Here is a 16,789-nt window from a genome sequence, read left to right as displayed (position 1 = left end):
ATCAACAGGTCATACGCAGTCAGGTGCAGGTGCGGGCCGAGTCCAAGGGCCTCAGAGGGTCTGCATCATCTTGCGCACACCGGCCACATGGCGACGGCTGACGGTCAAGGCATCGCCGTCCAGGCCTTTCAGATACAGCTGAAAGTGACCCAGGGGGGTGCGCTGCAAGCGTTCGATGCGCTCGCGGGCGACCAACGCATTGCGGTGGATGCGCACGAAGCGTTCGCCAAATTCGTCTTCCAGGGCTTTGAGTGGCTCGTCAAGCAGCACTTCACCGGCTTCGTGACGCAAGGTCACATACTTGTGGTCGGCAATGAAATAGATCACCTGGGGTAACGGGATCAGTTCGATGCCTTTGTGCGTGCGGGCGCTGATATGGCTGCGTGGGCCGCCGCCTTCATTGGCCGGCCGGGTAAGCGCCGCCAATTGGGCGCGGTTGGGTTTTTCGGCCTTGCGCAAGGCATCGCGCAAGGCGTGGGCCTGGAAGGGCTTGGTCACATGGCTGAGGGTACTGTCCTTGAATGCCTCTGCACCGTATTCATCATCCCCGGAGCAAAACACCACCGCGGGCGGCGCCTCGCGTTCGCACAGGCGAGCGGCAACCTGCAGGCCATCCAGGCCTGGCATGCCGATGTCCAGCAGGACCACATCGGGCTTGAGGCTTTCAATCAGCGCCAAGGCCTCATCGCCGTTGGTGGCGCTGGGCTCCAGCACAGTGTAACCCTCCAGTTCGCCGAGCAGCCGGGTGAGGCGTTCACGGCCTTGGGGTTCGTCATCAACGATCAGGACATTCATAATTGCGCTGGATTCCTGAATGAGTCTCGCACAGGTATAGCGTAGACAGGTGTGGTTCGAGCGACACTGCGGTCACGCTCTAGACCGGTGCGATGGCCAAAGATTCACTCGGCCCGGCAGATTCACTGCCAGTCCTTTGTCCAACTGTAGACGGTCCGTGGAACACTGCCGTTCATTCCTTGAAATCCTTCTCTGCGATTTTCCGGGCATTTCTCTCGACCGGCGCCCTGCGGCAGCCAGCCCAACCCTGCTATCATCGACGCCACTTTTTCGTTCACGCCTGCAATGAGTGAATCCATGAGCACCGAGAAGACCAATCAGTCCTGGGGCGGCCGCTTCAGTGAGCCCGTCGACGCCTTCGTCGCCCGTTTCACCGCCTCGGTAGATTTCGACAAGCGCCTGTACCGTCACGACATCATGGGTTCGATTGCCCATGCCACCATGCTGGCGCAGGTCGGCGTGCTCAGTGATGCCGAGCGCGACACCATCATCGATGGCCTGAAAACCATCCAGGGCGAGATTGAAGCCGGCAACTTCGACTGGCGTGTCGACCTCGAAGACGTGCACATGAACATCGAAGCACGCCTGACCGACCGCATTGGCATCACCGGCAAGAAGCTGCACACCGGGCGTAGCCGCAACGACCAGGTGGCCACCGACATCCGTCTTTGGCTGCGCGACGAAATCGACCTGATCCTGGCTGAAATCACCCGCCTGCAGCAGGGCCTGCTGGAGCAGGCAGAGCGTGAAGCCGAAACCATCATGCCTGGTTTCACCCACCTGCAGACGGCGCAGCCGGTCACCTTTGGCCACCACCTGCTGGCGTGGTTCGAAATGCTCAGCCGCGACTATGAGCGCCTGGTCGACTGCCGCAAGCGCACCAACCGCATGCCACTGGGCAGCGCCGCGCTGGCCGGCACCACCTACCCGATCGACCGTGAACTGACCTGCAAGCTGCTGGGCTTTGAAGCCGTGGCCGGCAACTCGCTGGATGGCGTGTCGGACCGTGATTTCGCCATCGAATTCTGCGCCGCTGCCAGCGTGGCGATGATGCACCTTTCGCGCTTCTCCGAAGAGCTGGTGCTGTGGACCAGCGCGCAGTTCCAGTTCATCGACCTTCCGGACCGCTTCTGCACTGGCAGCTCGATCATGCCGCAGAAAAAGAACCCGGACGTGCCAGAGCTGGTACGTGGCAAGAGCGGCCGCGTGTTCGGCGCCCTGACCGGCCTTCTGACCCTGATGAAAGGCCAACCGCTGGCCTACAACAAGGACAACCAGGAAGACAAGGAACCGCTGTTCGACGCCGCCGATACCCTGCGCGACTCGCTGCGGGCCTTCGCTGACATGATCCCGGCGATCAAGCCCAAGCACGCCATCATGCGTGAAGCGGCCCTGCGCGGTTTCTCCACCGCTACCGACCTGGCCGACTACCTGGTTCGCCGTGGCCTGCCGTTCCGTGACTGCCACGAGATCGTTGGCCACGCGGTGAAGTATGGTGTGGACACTGGCAAGGACTTGGCCGAGATGAGCCTGGACGAACTGCGCCAGTTCAGCGACCAGATCGAGCAGGACGTGTTTGCCGTGCTGACTCTGGAAGGCTCGGTGAATGCGCGTGACCACATTGGTGGTACGGCGCCGGCGCAGGTGCGTGCTGCCGTAGTGCGTGGCAAGGGTCTGTTGGCGTCTCGCTAACCCCCCAAGGCGAGGGCTTCGCCCTCGTTCGCGGGCACGCCCGCTCCCACAGGTATTGCACAAGTTTCAAAAACGGTGCAGACCTGTGGGAGCGGGCATGCCCGCGAAGGGCTCAATACCAGACTCAGCGCTTGCCGCTGCGGATCATCTCCATGAAGGCCGGCATCGACGCTTCCTTGTCCGCCAAGATCCGCGGCATGTGCGGGTTCTCCCCCATCAGTTGCAGCAACGCCTTGGCCTGCGGGAAGTCCGCCAGGAAGTCGATGTCCAGCACCTTCTTGCCCACCGCGTTGGCCAGGTCGACCGAGAAGCAGAACATCAGGTCTGCCAGCGTCAACTGCTCGCCCGCAACATAGGGGGCAAAGCGCCCGTTGCGCTTGAGCGTGGCAAACCCGGCCAGCAGGTCCGCACGCGCTTTCTCTTTGATCAGCGGGTCGACCGACATGCCAAAGAACGACTCGGCATAACAGGTACGCGCAGGCAGCTCGATGTACAACTCGATTTCCTTGAGCAGCTCCCGCACCTTGGCTTGGCCGAACGGGTCGGCTGGTAGCAGTGCCTTGCCACCCTGGGTCTGCTCGATATAGTCGAGGATCACACTGGTTTCGCTGAGGAAGCCATGTTCGGTCTCAAGCACCGGCACCTTGCCCCGTGGGCTCACTTCCAGCGCCTGTGCCGCCTGGCCGCCATAGAAGGTGACTTCCTCGAAAGGCAGGCCTTTTTCGAGCAGGGCCAGCTTGACCATGTTGTAGTAGTTGCTGACCGAGAATCCATAAAGCTTGAGCATGACGAAACAGCCTCCAGGCCGTAAGGGGTTGGCGTGGCCTTTATAGACTGAACACCTGCCCCTGACCAGCGTCATGCACTCCGTCAATGCCCGGGCATTGCCGCCATAGGCATGGCACACTGTTGCATCCCATCCTAGGAGTACCGCGATGAGCGAGCCCACCGACATCGACAATGACGACGACGAAGCCTTCGCCGAGGCAACGCTGACCCAAGCCATCGAAAACCAGATCGAAAGCGGCGAGCCGCCTGCGGCCAAGGCCACTTTCAACAAGCTGACGCTGGTCGGCTATGAGCGTGAAGACATTCTGAACCTGATGGCCCATGTGCTGGCCTTCGAGATCGACAACATGCTGGTAGAGGACCGTGCGTTCAACGGCGAGTGGTATGAGAACGCTCTGCGGGCACTGCCGGAGCTGCCGCCTGAGATGGATCAAGGCGACGACGAATAACCCGGCTACACTCGAAGATCAGGCACCGTAGAAAGTGCCGCAATCCTTGTCTGGAAGTCAGGAGTCGCCATGCCTTTTACCCCCGATTTGATCGACGAAATGGAAGTACTCGCGCTGTTCAAACACGACAGCAGCCAGGAAGGCATCAAGATAACCAGCACCGCATCCCCTGCCCTGATCGCGGCTGCGCAACGCCTGCATGAGAAGGGGCTGACCGATCAACCGGATGGCGGCTACCTGACCAGTCTGGGTCATGACGCCGTTGAAAGTGTCCAGCTGCTGCAGAACATTCTCAAGGCGCCACAGCCAGCCTGAGCATCAGGCTGGCGCAAGATCTGAGACCTTGCGCGGTCCCTGTGGGACCGCGCAGGCTCCAGTCAGTTGGCCGCAGCACTGCGCTTTTCCGCCAGCCACGAGCGGCCGTAAAGGAACACGATGGCCAGCAAGGCCACCGCTTGCGCCGACAGCGAGTAGGCATCGGCATGAATCCCCAGCCAGTCGAACTCAAAGAACGCCACTGGCCGTGTGCCCAGCACACCGGCCTCTTGCAACGCCTTCACGCCATGCCCGGCGAATACTACCGACAGCGCGCACAGCAGCGCGGCGTTGATGCTGAAGAACAGCGATAGCGGCAGCTTGGCCGAACCCCGCAGAATCACCCAGGCCAAGCCCACCAGCAGCACCAGTGCCGTCGCGCCACCCGCCAGCACCGCCTGATGCCCGGCGGGGCCTGCCTGCAGCCACAGGGTCTCGTAGAACAGGATCACTTCGAACAATTCGCGGTATACCGAGAAGAATGCCAGCACGGCAAAGCCGAAGCGCCCGCCACCGCTGACCAGGCTGCTCTTGATGTAGTCCTTCCAGGCGGCAGCGTGGCGGCGATCATGCATCCACACGCCAAGCCACAGCACCATTACCGCGGCGAACAACGCCGTGCAGCCTTCCAGCAGCTCGCGCTGAGCGCCCCCCACATCGATCACATAGGCCGCCAGCGCCCAGGTGGCGAAGCCGGCAACCAGCGCCAGGCCCCAGCCGATGTTGACGCTGCGCACTGCCGACTGCTGCCCGGTATTGCGCAGGAATGCCAGGATCGCCGCCAGCACCAGAATCGCCTCGAGGCCTTCACGCAGCAGGATCAGCAAACCGGAGATATAGCTCAGCGTCCAGCTCAGGCCATCGCTGCCCAGCAGCTTGGCCGCCTGCTCGAGCTTGGTTTTGGCGTCGGCCAGACGCTGTTCGGCCTGGGCCACGGGCAGGCCGTCCTGCAGGGACTGACGGTAGGCCATCAGCGATTTTTCGGTGTCCTTGCGCGCCTGGGTGTCGATGTTGTCCAGCGAGCTTTCCACCAGTTCGAAACCCTCCAGGTAGGCCGCCACCGACAGGTCATAGGCCTGATCGTGGTCGCCTGCGCGGTAGGCCGCCAGGCTCTTGTCGAGTGTGCTGGCAGTGTATTCGAGCAATTGCGCCGGCCCGCGCTTTACCTGCGGCGGCTGGGCACGCTGGGCGCGGAATGCCTCGACGGCCGCAGTGCCTTCGTTGACGGCGACTTCGGCCGGGGTTTGGCGAGCCAGGTCGGCGAGGTTCCAGGTCTTGTCACCTTTGCCCGCTTCCGGCTTGGCGGTGAAGCTGGCGATATACGCGGCCACATCCCAGCGTTGGCGGTCGTCCAGCTGGTCGGCAAACGACGGCATTTCGGTGCCGTCTATACCCAGGGCCAGGGTGTTATAGAGGTCGAACAGGCTTAACTGGTCCAGGCGCGAGACATCGCGCAGGTTGGCGGGTGCAGGCTCCAGGCCCACGCCAGCCGGGCCATCGCCGGCGCCGGTGGCGCCGTGACAGATCGAGCAGTTCTGTGCGTACAGCGCAGCGCCGCGGGCGGGGTCCGGGGTAATCACCGGGGCCTGGCTGACCTCGTAGGCCACCGCCAGTCGCGCACCCAGCTGCCGGGCCTGTTTGGCGACCGCAGTACCTTCCTGACGCTGGTCGATGGCCTGGCGCAGCGCCTGGACGCCCTGTTCCAAAGCCGCTTGTTCAGTATTTGCGGGCAGGCCTTTGACCAGGTCAGCCAATACCGCGCTGAACTCCTGTTGCTCGCGGTATTCGCCCTCGTCGATTACCTTGCCGTCCTGCACGGTCGGCGGGTAGTCGGCGCCAATGTAGTCCAGCAAGTGCTGGGCTTTGGCAGCCTCGGCGGGGGACTCGGCCAGCGCCAAGGTGCTGCACAGCGCCAGCACCGGGCCGAGCAATGCAGCCGGCAGCCAGGCAAGCAGACGGGAACGGGTTTTCATGGCCAGTCTCGAAGGAAATGCGAAAGAGAACATTGTTCACTTCCACTTTGCTTCACTCAAGGGTGCTGGGCAGATTTCATGAAAAATCTTGCTACAAATCAGATGAAGTGGAGGGCATAGCGGACCAGCCCTCAAGGATCGCATCAGGGCTTGGCGGTGCCCTTCCAACCACCACCCAACGCCAGGAACACGGCAATTTGCCCCTGCGCCACTTGACTATTGGCTGCAGCCAACTGCGCACGCATATCGGTATAGGTTCGCGTCGCCTGCAAATCCGCCAGGAACGACTCACGCCCTGCCTGGTAATACCGGTGCGTCTGGTCCGCGGCTTCCTTCGCCGACTTCTCCGCCTCGGCCAGCGCATCGCGCCGATCGAGCAAGGCGCTGTACTGTGCCAGCCGGGTCTGGGTCTCGCGAATGGCGTTCAGCACCACGCCATCGAAGTGCGCCAGGGCCGCCTGGGTCGAGGCCTCGGCCATGCGAATACGGGCACGGGTGCCGTTGGTGGGGATGCTCCAGCTGATCTGCGGGCCAAAGCCCCAGCGGTTGGTCGAAGGCTCGCCAAGGTTCTCCAGGATACCGATGGTGCCAACCTGGGCGCCAATGCTGATGTCCGGGTACAACGCGCCGGTAGCCACGCCAATATAGGCGGTGGCGGCAGCCAGCTGGCGTTCGGCCTGGCGCACGTCGGGGCGGCGCTTGAGCAGGGCCGCGCCATCGCCCACCGGGACCAGCTGGTTCAGGTGCGGCAACTCGGCACAATCGGCGGTACCGGAAGGCAACTGGTCGACCGGCTTGGCCAGCAGCGCAGCCAGGGTGTACATGCCCGTCTCGCGTTCGGCCTTGAAGCGTGGCAGTTCGGCACGCAAGGATTTGAACTGGGTCTGCGAGCGGGTGACCTGGGTTTCATCGCCACGCCCAGCATCGCGCAGGCGCTGGTTGAGTTTCACGCTTTGCTCCTGCAAATCGAGGGACTCACGGGCAATGTGGTATTCCTCGTTGGCTGAGCACACCTGGGTATAAGCCTTGACCACGTCCGCCACAAGCGTGATGCGGGCAGTGTCGGCAGCGGCCTGCACCGCGTCGGCATTTGCCTTGGCAGCCTCGGTACCACGCTTGAAGGTGCCCCACAGGTCGAACTGGTACGAGGCACTGATGATGGCCTCACCGATGTTGGCTACCGGCACCTTCTCAGGCTGCAGGAAGGCTTCGCCCGACTCCTGCAAGCGCTGAGCGCCGAGTTTGGCGCCACCGTTGAAGCCGCCTTGCGATTCAGCCACCTCCACCTGAGCGCGAGCTTTGGCGATGTTGGCTGCCGCCACGCGCAGTTCGGTGTTGGCACTCAGCGCCTGACGCACCAGCTCGTTCAGCCGCTGATCCTGATACAGCTGCCACCAGTCCTCGGGGACCGGCGCCGATACGACGCTGTCGGCATCCTGGCGCAGCGGGCCGTTCAGGTCATTGCGTTGCACGGCCGCATCCCCAGGCACCTCATAGTCGGGCCCCACCATCATGCAGGCCCCCAGCGACAGGCACAGGCCAGCCAGGATCAGCTGTTTCATGGGCGCTGGCCCTCGATGATCGACACCGTCGCAGTACGCCCGGCGATCATGCGGAAGTCTTGCGGCACTTCGTCAAAGGCGATGCGCACCGGAATGCGCTGGGCCAGGCGTACCCAGCTGAACGCCGGGTTGACGTTGGGCAGCAAGTTGGCGCCACTGCTGCGGTCGCGGTCTTCGATGCCAGCGGCGAAGCTCTGCACATGGCCACGCAGGCGGGTGTTGTCGCCCATCACGCGGATGTCCACGGCATCGCCGATGTGTATACCGCCCAGCTTGGTTTCCTCGAAGTAGCCATCGACGTGGTAGGAGGCACTGTCGACCACCGAAAGCACCGGGCGGCCAGCAGTGACGAACTCGTGGTTACGCGGCGCGCGGTCGTTGAGGTAGCCGTCTACCGGGCTGCGCACCACCGAGCGGTCAAGGTTGAGCTGGGCAGTATCGACAGCCACTTGCGCCTCGCTGACAGCCGAACGGGCACGGGCCTCGCGGGACTGGCTTTCTTCCAGTTGCTCGGCGGCCACCAGGTTGCCCAGCTTGCGGTTGCGCTGCGCTTCGCGGGAAGCCTGGGCCAGGGTCTCCTGGCGCTCGCCAAGGGTTGCCTTGGCTTGACGCAGGGCCAGGGTGAAGCGGTCCTGGTCGATGGTGAACAGCACGTCGCCACGTTTGACGGTCTGGTTGTCGCGCACCTCGACCTTCTGGATCAATCCCGACACATCGGGGGCGATCTGGATCACGTCAGCGCGGATATGGCCGTCTCGGGTCCAGGGGGCAAACATGTAGTAGACCACCATCTGCCACACGAGCACGGCGGCGAAGGTCACTACCAGCAAGGTCAGGACCACACGGCCCAAGGTCAGCAAAGGTTTTTTCATGGCAGCATCAGGTTTCGACAAAAGTGGTCCACCGCGCCGAGCAGCACGGCATACAGGGCAACGTTGAATAACGCCCGGTGCCAGACCAGGCGGTAGAAATGCAGGCGCACCAGCACCGCGTGCACCCCCAGGAACAGCAGGTAGGTGCCAAACATCATCACCAGCAGCGTGGGCAGGAACACCCCGCTGATATCCAGTTCACCAATCACAAGGGCGCTCCGTCGAGCCCGGGGGGCAGTTGCGGTTGTTCGGCGGGTTCGAGCATCACCTCCACCCCCGGCAGTAGCGCCAGGCGCAGGCCACTCAGGGCATGCAGCAGGTGGGTGCGGGCATCGCCGCGCTCGTACAGCTCATCCAGGTTCAGCGCCAGGCGAGCGCGTTCCATGTTGCGCAGCAGTGCGGCCGGGGCATGCAGGCGTTCGCCAGCACGCAGGCAGGCGGCGTAGTGCGCACCGACTTCCTCGACCACAGTGTTCAGCCGCTCGCGAGCCTGCTGGCCGGCGCGCGGCATGTACGCCAGCAGGTCGAGCAGGTTCAACCCCACGCGCAGGTCGCGCAGTGCCACACCACTGTCCTGGCCGGTTTGCGACAGACGTGGCAGGTGCTGCATCAGGCGGTCGAGCATCTGTACGCCAACCTGGCGGTGTTCGGCCAAGGTCGCAGGCTCGGTCATTTCGACGATGTCGCGCCAGGCGAAGCGGGTCATGCGCTTGGCCGCCAGTTCCACGCCGAACGGGCGCATCACCAGGGTCCAGATAAAGGCGAACAGAAGGCCCGCGGGGCCGGCAAGGTTGGAGTTGAGGAAGGTAAAGAAGTCGGCGTCGTAGGCACCCTGGATGCTGATGAAGGTCGAGGTGTTGACGATGGTCAGCAAGGTGCCCAGGTAGAAGCGCGGCTGTACGGTCAGGGTGCCTATGCAGATGAACGGCACGGCAAAGGCCAGCACCAGCATCGGGAAGTCGTGCAGGTTGGGCAGTACCAAAAACAGGTACAGACTGGAGAAGATGACCGACATCAGCGTCCAGAAAAAGAACCGGTAGATCTGCGGTGCCGGGTCGTCCATGGCGGCGAAGAAGCTGCACGCAACTGCCGCGAGGATTACCGCACTGGCGCCGTCGTTCCAGCCCAGGCCGATCCACAGGCCGCAGGCGACCACGATCGCCAGGACCGTGGAGGCTACCGAGTAGAGCATCAGGCCACGATCGAAAAACGCTGTCAGGCGGCCCAGCCGCCAGTGGCGATACACCGCACGCCAAGGCTTGGCATCATCGGTACGCAGGGCATGCTGCAGGGTGCAGCAGTCCTGCCACAGGTCGGCCCATTCGGTCAGGCGGTACAGGGCGTTGGACAACAGCAGCTCGGCGCGCTGGTCGAGGGCGGCTGTAGCGGGCTGCAAGCGGCCGATCTGCTCATGCAACGTGGCCCAGTGCGCTACCGAAGCGCTGTCGGCAGTGCCTTTGAGCCATTCACGAGCGGCTTCCAGCACGGGTTGAAGCTGGGCGAACTGGGCCGGGGCGCGGCCTTCCAGGGCAACCAGTGCATCGTCGAGGGCGTCGATCACCGGCAGCAGATGGATCATCCGCCCGCGCAATTCGCGGGCGTTCTTCAGGGTATGCGGGCCGGCACCTTCGTGGGCGAGCTGACCGATCATCAGCTCCAGCGAGTTGAAGGTGGTGACCATCGCCCCGCGCATACCGCCGACCTTGTCAGCGCTGGCATCGCGGGCCAGGTAGGTGTCGCTGTAGCGAATCGCCTCGGTGAACCAGTTTCCGGTGGCACCGACTACCACCGGCGCCAGCCGGCGTGGCCAGAAGATAGCCCCGACGACTGCCGCGCAGACAATTCCCAAACAGATTTCCTGCGCACGAGAAGAAGCCACATCGAACACTGCCAGCGGATTATCCACCACGGCCAAGGCAATCATCGGCAGGGTATAACCGGCCAGCATCAGCACGTAGTTGTTGGCCGTGCGCAGGTTCAGCGAAAGGAACAGCAAGGTGCCGGTCCACAGGGCAACGGCGATGCTCAGCAGCAACGGTGACTGCACCAGCGGCGGCACCAGGAAGATTGCCCCGCCAGCGCCGAGCAACGTGCCGACGGCACGGTACAACGCCTTGGAGCTGGTCGGGCCGACGAAGGGGCTGGAGACGATGTATACCGTCGCCATGGCCCAGTAGGGGCGCGGCAGTTGCATGAGCAAAGCAATGTACAGGGCAATCATGGACGCGCCGAAGGTGCGCACGCCGTAGAACCAGTCACGGGCCGGAGGGACGGAGCTGAAGAAGCCGTTCATGCCACCCCGCCTGCACTGCCCAGGCCGGCAGCCTCGAAGGCACGAAGCACACGCAAGGCAGCTTCCAGGTCGGCCTGATCGATACCGCCGAGCACATCGCGGCGCAAGCGCACCAGTTCGGCTTCGATGGCTTCGGCCAGGGCACGGCCTTCGGCAGTCAGGCTCAGTGCCTTGGCGCGGCGATCCAGTGGGTCCTCGCTGCGGCACACCAGGCCAGCTTTGCACAATTGGTCAAGCAGGCGTACCAGCGACGGGCTTTCCAGGCCAGCGGCCTGGGCCACAGCTACCTGGTGCACGCCGTCGCCCAGGCGCACGATCATCAGCAGCGGTGCAGCGCAGGCCTCGGAAATGCCGTAGCCGGTCAAGGCGGTATGACAGATGCGCCGCCAGTGGCGGGCAGCGACTACCAGGCCACTGCTGACTTGCAGGCGCAGGAAATCAAGGGACATGAAGAGAACCAAATATATTCATAGTTTGCTAACTATCAATATACGCCCCGACATCCCCCTGTCGTCAACAGGGGGCGACGGATAGCCTGGGTTAAATGTTGTTCATTTTTCAGTCAGCACTGAAGAGACATACTCAGGGATGGATCTGGTCTTCCAGCTTCATGGTCAAGGCCAATGTGCTGCCCATCTGCACCGCCCGGTCCCGCCACTCCTGATACCGCACCGCATCACGGCTGCTGAAATGCACCGCCAGCTCCTCTGCCGCTTGCACCACCCCCGCCGCTGCCGCCAGCTCAAGCCAGTACAGCGCTGCCTTGAGGTTGGCCTCTACGTGCAGCCCATGCATCAACCGGTAGCCCACTTCAAAACGACAACGCGCTTCGCCCTGTTCGGCGCCACGCAAGAACCACTGATAGGCTTGCACCAGGTCAACCTGCCATTCCAGGTCACCGTCGCACACCTCCTCCTCATACAGGTCACCCAGGGCGGCGGCGGCATGCAGCATGCCGCGGTCGAAGGCCTGCCGGTAACACTCCGCCGCCTGCACATAGGAAGGGTCGATGCCTTTGCCGAAGTAGTGCTGCTGGCCAAGGTTGAACCAGGCAGCAGCATTGCCCTGCAGGGCCGCCATGCGCAACAGGTGCCCGGCCAGCACGGTATCGGCCCGCCAGTACTTGCCGTTGAGCCAGATCCAGCCGAGGTCGTTCAATGCGGACACGCTGCCTTGCAATGCCTGACGACGCAGGTCGACATACACCGCCTGCAGGTCGTTGGCCTCATCCAGGCGGTTGACCAGCAGCGACCGCTGGCTGGGCAAGCCCACACCGGAAAACAGCCGCTGTCGCCTTCCTGCAGGGGCAGGAGGGGCGATGACCCGCTCGGGCAGAAGGCGGGCAAGTAGCGAATGGATATTGCTGGCAACAGACATGTTCATCCTCATTGAACGACGCACAACCCCAACCTTCGGCTGTGATGAGGCGTGATTCTGCGTGATGTCACGTCAAAACCTGTCGCGAACGATTCGGCACGAGGCAACCAAATGCGACTTCCTTGATCTGAGCAGGCTGTGGCCAATTGCCATGCCCCACGCATGCCGCCATCCTATTGCGGCAAGCCTAGACAAGGACGTTATCTTTTGCCGTTCGCCACCACTCGCGCCACCCTCAGCCGACAGTGGGCGCTGCTGCGCCAGTTGCCCAGCCGTTCCCCAGGCATAACCAGCGCCGAGCTGGTCTGGCGCCTGCGTGACGTTGGCTTCACGGTCAGCAAACGCACTGTCGAGCGTGACCTCAACGAGCTTTCGCTGATATTCCCGCTGGAACGCAATGACAAGAGCATTCCATTCGGTTGGCACTGGTCGGCCAGTGCCGTGGGCGAATTGCGCGGTAATTTCGACTTGCTGACACATCTGCGAGGGGATGCGTTGCAGCCATCGCAGGGTGAGGGCGTGGAGCTGGTGGCACGAGTCAGCGATGCACTGGCGCGGCAGTTGCGGGATGCGCCATTGAGCAGCGACATGCAACTGACGGCGCTGGAGCATGGGCATCGGTTACGCGGCACGGTAAGTGACGGTTGGCCATTACGCTGGTGGCTGTTGAGCCATGGGGACAGGGTGGTGGTAGAGCAGCCTGCCGGCTTGCGGGAAGAGATTGGCAGGATTCTGAGCAATGCGGCGGCTCAGTACCAGAATTTGTAGCCTGTACTGGCCTCTTCGCTGGCTCCGAACACCAACCCGGCGGCGACTGTCGCGGGAACCAGCTCGCTGTTAGATCAGCCCGCCCTGCTCTTCTTCGTCAATCAGGTTATTGAGACTGCTGAGCGCCTTGCGCGCCGTGGAACGGTTGAGCAGCTTGGCCTGCGCACCGGCGGGCAGGTCGGTGATCTTGAACACGCCCTTGGCGGTCAGCACGTCGATCAGGTCCTCGAGCACGCGGATCATGTCCAGGTCGCTTTGTTTCAGCTGGTTGAGGCTATTCTCCACGACGTCATCGGCAAACCATTCCTGGATATCGGCATGGTCTGAAGGGAGCATTTCGGTGAACTGATCAAACGCGGCTGCTTCCACCCGCAGCAACTGGCCGGCGGCGTTGCGTTGCACGTAGAACATGGCGATGTCCCTCGTCACGTTGTTTCCTTGTTGGTAGACAGCAGCATAGGCAAAGATCGCCGGGCGCGCAGGCCCGGCGCCAGAGTATGCGCTGTTGGCGGGTGGCAGGAAAGAGCCGGGGCCGCTGTGCGGCCCCGGTGGTCTGTCAGCTGTCCTTGTTGTGGATGATGATGGTCGGATCGGCACCGCTGATCAACGAGTTGATCGTCTGGTTGGACCAGTTGACGCCTTCCAGCTTGATGGTCACGTCGGCGTTGGCGATACCACCTTCGGCGTTGAGCTTGCCTTCGCTGCTGACTTGCAACGTGGTCGTACCCTCCACCGTGGTGAGCTTCAGGTAGTTGTCGATGGTGCTGCCCTTCTCACCCTGCAGCAGGTCCTTCAGATCGATACGGTCACCCTCGGCCTTGTTGAAGTCCTTGATCACGTCGTTACCGACGTCGCCAGCCTTCCATACGAAGGTGTCGGCACCGCTGCCACCGATCAGGATATCGTCGCCCTGGCCACCGATCAGGGTGTCATTGCCAGTACCGCCCAGCAGGATGTCGTTACCTTTGCCACCATTCAGCGTGTCGCTACCACCTTGGCCGAAGAGGATGTCATTGCCATTGCCGCCCGACAGGATGTCGTTGCCGTCTTTGGCACCGGAGATATCGAACTCGGTGTAGTGCTCGGTGATGTACTGGTGAACATTGCTGGTAGTGACAGCACTGACTTCAACACCGCTCTTCTGTGCAACGTACGTCTGCAGGGCCTGGTAGCCCTCGCTGACGACACCGTTGAGGGTGATCAGGTCACCGAAGATGATGTCGTTGCCGTTACCACTATCGATGGTGTCGGCACCTGGCACCGTTGCTTCGGAGTGACCGAGAATCGCCTTGGCCAAATCGGACGGGTCGATATTGGTCTGTGGCTTGCCGGCACTGTCGTAAGGTTTCAGATCGTTCAGCGTGACATCGCTGTTCAGGCCGATAGCCTGGACTTTGCTCAAGCCATTGGTGCCGCCCAATACTGCGAAACTTTCAGTAGAACCTGCGGCCGAGTAGACGTAGTTCCAGTAATCCGCGTAGCCGGTACCGTCCAGGCTGGAGAGTTCATAGGTACCATCACCCTGTGCGTGAAGGGTGCCGACCGTCTTGGTGGAGTCGAGCACCAACTCACCTCGGCGGTTCTCGGTATAGGTCAGCACTTTGACCACACCACTGCTGCTGATCTCGACCTTGTGAGTCGCGTCGGCCCAGGCGCTGAACGTGTCACCCATCTTGTAATTGTTGACGTTGACTACATCGTCCAGGCTCTTGCCATTCTTCCACAGGCTAGGGTTGGTGGACTCATTGCTCTGATAGTAGGTTGGCTTACCGTCGGTAATGAAGTAAGTCAGGTTCTCCGCACCTTTGTTGCTGGTGGCCATGGTGCTGTTGAAGAAGTTGGACGTGGTCTTGAACGCGTCTTCATAGTTGGTACCGCCACCGTAGTAGCCGCCCACCATCGAGTTCAATACCGCCTGCAACTTGCTCAAAGCATCCGGGTCGGCAAGGTTCACTGCCACGTTCTTGTTTACCTGGGTATCGAAGTCGACCAGGAAGATGTTTACGGTACCCGAGGTGTCCGAGCCCAGGCTGGCCTTGAGCGTGTTGAACACCGAGGCCAACTGCGTCTTGGCGTCGGCAATCGACTTGTCGCTCATACTGCCCGAGCTATCGACCATGAAGGCGATGTTGTAGTTCTTGCCCTGAACCACGTTCAGCCCGGATACGTCAGCGACGAAGATGTCGTTGCCTTCACTACCGGTCAGCGTGTCATTACCCGAGGTACCCACACTGGCCTTGTAGGTCGCGCCGTACACCGTCACCGGGATATTGCCGGTAGTGATGGCCGAGCCGCCCAGGCTTTCGGTGGCAGTCGAGGTAACCGTGATGTCGAACGAGCCTTTGTAATAGGCCGGCGGGGTCAGCGTCAGGCTGCTGAGTTTCCAGCCTGTCACATCGACCGGGGCAGTACCTACCGTGACCGTGTGGCCTGCACCATCGCTCAACACGGTACCTTTCGGGATACCGCTGAGTGTCACGTTCAGGCTTTCGGAGCCGTCAGTGTCGGTCAGGGCGGTGGAGATACCGACCAGTTTCACCGAGCCACCCTCAGGCCCTTCGTTGAGCTTGTAGCCGTCGTAGTAGCTCTGACCATTCACGGTGTGCAGGTCGGACACACCCAGGCCTGCGTTCGCCATCTCGGTAACGTTCTGGTACATCTTGACGTTCGAGCTGCTCAGGTCGGTAACGGCACCGGAGCCCACCTGGATGTTCAGGTCATAGCTGCCTGGACCGGACTGGTTGGCATGGTAGACCTCGATCGGGTAGTAGCCGCTGGTATTCGGGGTAAAGGTACCCGAAACCCCGCCACCGGCTCCCCAGGTGGCTGTGACTACAGTCTTGCCACCGATGGTGACCACGAAGCTGTCGTCGGCCGAACCACTGAAGGTATAGACCTTGCCGGCTTCCAGGTAGATCAGGCCCGACGTTTTCGAACCGGTGCCAGCGGTGACGCTGCCATCGGACTGCACGTTGGTAGTGGTGCTGCTGGAGTTCGCGCTGCCGGAGTTGGCAAAGACCGTCTTCAGATCCTCGCCGGTAATGCCGTTGCCGCCAGTACCCAGGCCTTTGAGGCTGGTCCAGACTTCCTTGGTCAGCCCTTTGGACTCGATATCGGCACTGCCGAAGCTCAGGGTCGGTTTATCGGCAACCGGGCTGATATCGACCTTCATGGTCACTTCGCTGCCCAGGTTGGTGCCATCGTTCGGCTTGAACTTGAACTGGGCGTAGTCAGCCTTCTGGTTACCCACGCCATTACCACCGTAGTTGTCCGTACCCGACTGGTTGAGGGCCGGAACGAACTTCAGGTTCTTGGCAGTGATATCAGCCTGGCTGACCACCTGGCCAACGGCCACATTCACCCATGCAGTACCGTTGAAGAACTGCAAGTTGCCGGCGGCCGGGAGCGAGGTAATGGTCACAGACAGGTTAGTGTTGCCGTCGGCATCAGTGACTTTGAAATCACTCCAGGCAAACACGTAATCGGTGTCCTCAACGCCAAATACCGCGCCGCCAGGCGAAACCGGCAGGTGGTCATTGTCGAGAATGGTGGTCGTCACGCTCGATTTGCTGCTATCAACCTGCAGGTTCTCGAAGTTACCACCCGTGGCGGTTTCGATCTTCACGACGAAGTTCTCGGTACCTTCGACCAGTTTGTCGTTGAGGGTAGCGATGTTGAACGTCGTGCCTGTGCTGTTGGCCGGAATCTTCACGGTCGCAACACCGGTGAAGTCATCACCGTTTTGGGCGGTACCGCTGTATCTAAGGGTGATAGTGACTTCGGACTTGGACGCGTTGCTCAGCGTCAGGGTGTACTGGCCGGTTTCACCCTCGGTCAGAGAAGTCGTGCCGGTAATACCGACGGTGGTGACGTCGCCCTTGTTGCCGGCGCCTGGAGTTCCCGA

At 62.0% G+C, this 16,789-nt stretch carries 15 protein-coding genes (1 of these 15 running past the window's edge); 4 read left to right on the top strand and 11 right to left on the bottom strand.

Going from position 1 to position 16,789, the window contains the following annotated elements:
• Positions 1 to 51 precede the first annotated feature (51 nt).
• A complete protein-coding gene (locus ACI7M0_RS00750; protein ID WP_129933009.1) occupies positions 52 to 795 on the bottom strand; it encodes a LytTR family DNA-binding domain-containing protein in 744 nt (247 codons plus the stop codon).
• A gap of 297 nt (positions 796 to 1,092) precedes the next feature.
• Here ACI7M0_RS00750 and argH point away from each other — a divergent pair, with 297 nt between their 5' ends.
• Positions 1,093 to 2,487 (top strand): argininosuccinate lyase, encoded by a 1,395-nt coding sequence (argH, locus tag ACI7M0_RS00745; RefSeq protein WP_020193156.1) that lies wholly within the window; start codon positions 1,093 to 1,095, stop codon positions 2,485 to 2,487.
• Positions 2,488 to 2,611: 124 nt separating this feature from the next.
• Here the strand turns inward: argH and ACI7M0_RS00740 are convergent, their stop codons facing one another.
• Positions 2,612 to 3,274 carry a glutathione S-transferase gene (locus ACI7M0_RS00740; RefSeq protein ID WP_129933010.1) on the bottom strand — a complete coding sequence of 221 codons (663 nt, stop codon included), beginning with the start codon at positions 3,272 to 3,274 and terminating at the stop codon, positions 2,612 to 2,614.
• Positions 3,275 to 3,422: 148 nt separating this feature from the next.
• Here ACI7M0_RS00740 and ACI7M0_RS00735 point away from each other — a divergent pair, with 148 nt between their 5' ends.
• Both ACI7M0_RS00735 and ACI7M0_RS00730 read left to right on the top strand, forming a co-directional pair.
• On the top strand, positions 3,423 to 3,725 hold the full coding sequence (locus tag ACI7M0_RS00735; protein ID WP_010951568.1) for a hypothetical protein: 303 nt from the start codon (positions 3,423 to 3,425) through the stop codon (positions 3,723 to 3,725).
• Between the two features lie 69 nt (positions 3,726 to 3,794).
• A complete protein-coding gene (locus ACI7M0_RS00730; protein ID WP_003255900.1) occupies positions 3,795 to 4,040 on the top strand; it encodes a TIGR02647 family protein in 246 nt (81 codons plus the stop codon).
• A 62-nt stretch (positions 4,041 to 4,102) separates the two neighbouring features.
• Here the strand turns inward: ACI7M0_RS00730 and ACI7M0_RS00725 are convergent, their stop codons facing one another.
• The 7 genes from ACI7M0_RS00725 to ACI7M0_RS00695 all read right to left on the bottom strand — a co-directional run bounded on the left by ACI7M0_RS00725 (position 4,103) and on the right by ACI7M0_RS00695 (position 12,117).
• Positions 4,103 to 6,046, bottom strand: a complete 1,944-nt coding sequence (locus tag ACI7M0_RS00725; RefSeq protein WP_104960572.1) for an FTR1 family protein — start codon at positions 6,044 to 6,046, stop codon at positions 4,103 to 4,105.
• A gap of 110 nt (positions 6,047 to 6,156) precedes the next feature.
• Positions 6,157 to 7,575 carry an efflux transporter outer membrane subunit gene (locus tag ACI7M0_RS00720; RefSeq protein ID WP_129933011.1) on the bottom strand — a complete coding sequence of 473 codons (1,419 nt, stop codon included), beginning with the start codon at positions 7,573 to 7,575 and terminating at the stop codon, positions 6,157 to 6,159.
• Positions 7,572 to 8,447: an HlyD family secretion protein gene (locus ACI7M0_RS00715; protein WP_010951565.1), complete on the bottom strand. Its 876-nt coding sequence runs from the start codon at positions 8,445 to 8,447 to the stop codon at positions 7,572 to 7,574. Before ACI7M0_RS00715 ends, ACI7M0_RS00720 begins: the two co-directional genes overlap by 4 nt.
• A complete protein-coding gene (locus ACI7M0_RS00710) occupies positions 8,444 to 8,656 on the bottom strand; it encodes a DUF1656 domain-containing protein (protein ID WP_003255905.1) in 213 nt (70 codons plus the stop codon). The genes ACI7M0_RS00715 and ACI7M0_RS00710 overlap by 4 nt, the downstream gene beginning before the upstream one ends.
• Entirely contained in the window at positions 8,653 to 10,740 is a 2,088-nt protein-coding gene (locus ACI7M0_RS00705) for an FUSC family protein (RefSeq protein WP_020190729.1), read from the bottom strand. The genes ACI7M0_RS00710 and ACI7M0_RS00705 overlap by 4 nt, the downstream gene beginning before the upstream one ends.
• Positions 10,737 to 11,189: a MarR family winged helix-turn-helix transcriptional regulator gene (locus tag ACI7M0_RS00700; protein WP_003255908.1), complete on the bottom strand. Its 453-nt coding sequence runs from the start codon at positions 11,187 to 11,189 to the stop codon at positions 10,737 to 10,739. Before ACI7M0_RS00700 ends, ACI7M0_RS00705 begins: the two co-directional genes overlap by 4 nt.
• A gap of 133 nt (positions 11,190 to 11,322) precedes the next feature.
• Positions 11,323 to 12,117 (bottom strand): tetratricopeptide repeat protein, encoded by a 795-nt coding sequence (locus ACI7M0_RS00695; RefSeq protein WP_014589291.1) that lies wholly within the window; start codon positions 12,115 to 12,117, stop codon positions 11,323 to 11,325.
• Positions 12,118 to 12,324: 207 nt separating this feature from the next.
• Between ACI7M0_RS00695 and ACI7M0_RS00690 the strand changes: the two genes are divergently transcribed.
• Positions 12,325 to 12,885, top strand: a complete 561-nt coding sequence (locus ACI7M0_RS00690) for a WYL domain-containing protein (protein ID WP_064491746.1) — start codon at positions 12,325 to 12,327, stop codon at positions 12,883 to 12,885.
• Positions 12,886 to 12,954: 69 nt separating this feature from the next.
• Here the strand turns inward: ACI7M0_RS00690 and ACI7M0_RS00685 are convergent, their stop codons facing one another.
• Both ACI7M0_RS00685 and ACI7M0_RS00680 read right to left on the bottom strand, forming a co-directional pair.
• Positions 12,955 to 13,296 carry a hypothetical protein gene (locus ACI7M0_RS00685; protein ID WP_003255921.1) on the bottom strand — a complete coding sequence of 114 codons (342 nt, stop codon included), beginning with the start codon at positions 13,294 to 13,296 and terminating at the stop codon, positions 12,955 to 12,957.
• A gap of 145 nt (positions 13,297 to 13,441) precedes the next feature.
• Positions 13,442 to 16,789 carry the 3' end of an immunoglobulin-like domain-containing protein gene (locus ACI7M0_RS00680; RefSeq protein ID WP_405314543.1) on the bottom strand. The gene runs 23,871 nt beyond the window's last position, so 3,348 of the gene's 27,219 nt are visible here — the last part of the coding sequence; its start codon lies beyond the right edge, outside the window; the stop codon is at positions 13,442 to 13,444.

Origin of the sequence: Pseudomonas sp. 10(2024), from assembly GCF_045164175.1 — a bacterium.
In the GTDB taxonomy this organism is placed as follows: domain Bacteria; phylum Pseudomonadota; class Gammaproteobacteria; order Pseudomonadales; family Pseudomonadaceae; genus Aquipseudomonas; species Aquipseudomonas alloputida.
Note: the sequence above shows the minus strand (reverse complement) of the source record. Positions and strands in the feature narration are given on the sequence as shown.

What these genes read in the sequence shown, in the direction of transcription:
- ACI7M0_RS00750 (WP_129933009.1), bottom strand. Translation starts at nt 795, where the DNA reads ATGAATGTCCTGATCGTTGATGACGAACCCCAAGGCCGTGAACGCCTC.
- argH (WP_020193156.1), top strand. Translation starts at nt 1,093, where the DNA reads ATGAGCACCGAGAAGACCAATCAGTCCTGGGGCGGCCGCTTCAGTGAG.
- ACI7M0_RS00740 (WP_129933010.1), bottom strand. Translation starts at nt 3,274, where the DNA reads ATGCTCAAGCTTTATGGATTCTCGGTCAGCAACTACTACAACATGGTC.
- ACI7M0_RS00735 (WP_010951568.1), top strand. Translation starts at nt 3,423, where the DNA reads ATGAGCGAGCCCACCGACATCGACAATGACGACGACGAAGCCTTCGCC.
- ACI7M0_RS00730 (WP_003255900.1), top strand. Translation starts at nt 3,795, where the DNA reads ATGCCTTTTACCCCCGATTTGATCGACGAAATGGAAGTACTCGCGCTG.
- ACI7M0_RS00725 (WP_104960572.1), bottom strand. Translation starts at nt 6,046, where the DNA reads ATGTTCTCTTTCGCATTTCCTTCGAGACTGGCCATGAAAACCCGTTCC.
- ACI7M0_RS00720 (WP_129933011.1), bottom strand. Translation starts at nt 7,575, where the DNA reads ATGAAACAGCTGATCCTGGCTGGCCTGTGCCTGTCGCTGGGGGCCTGC.
- ACI7M0_RS00715 (WP_010951565.1), bottom strand. Translation starts at nt 8,447, where the DNA reads ATGAAAAAACCTTTGCTGACCTTGGGCCGTGTGGTCCTGACCTTGCTG.
- ACI7M0_RS00705 (WP_020190729.1), bottom strand. Translation starts at nt 10,740, where the DNA reads ATGAACGGCTTCTTCAGCTCCGTCCCTCCGGCCCGTGACTGGTTCTAC.
- ACI7M0_RS00700 (WP_003255908.1), bottom strand. Translation starts at nt 11,189, where the DNA reads ATGTCCCTTGATTTCCTGCGCCTGCAAGTCAGCAGTGGCCTGGTAGTC.
- ACI7M0_RS00695 (WP_014589291.1), bottom strand. Translation starts at nt 12,117, where the DNA reads ATGTCTGTTGCCAGCAATATCCATTCGCTACTTGCCCGCCTTCTGCCC.
- ACI7M0_RS00685 (WP_003255921.1), bottom strand. Translation starts at nt 13,296, where the DNA reads ATGTTCTACGTGCAACGCAACGCCGCCGGCCAGTTGCTGCGGGTGGAA.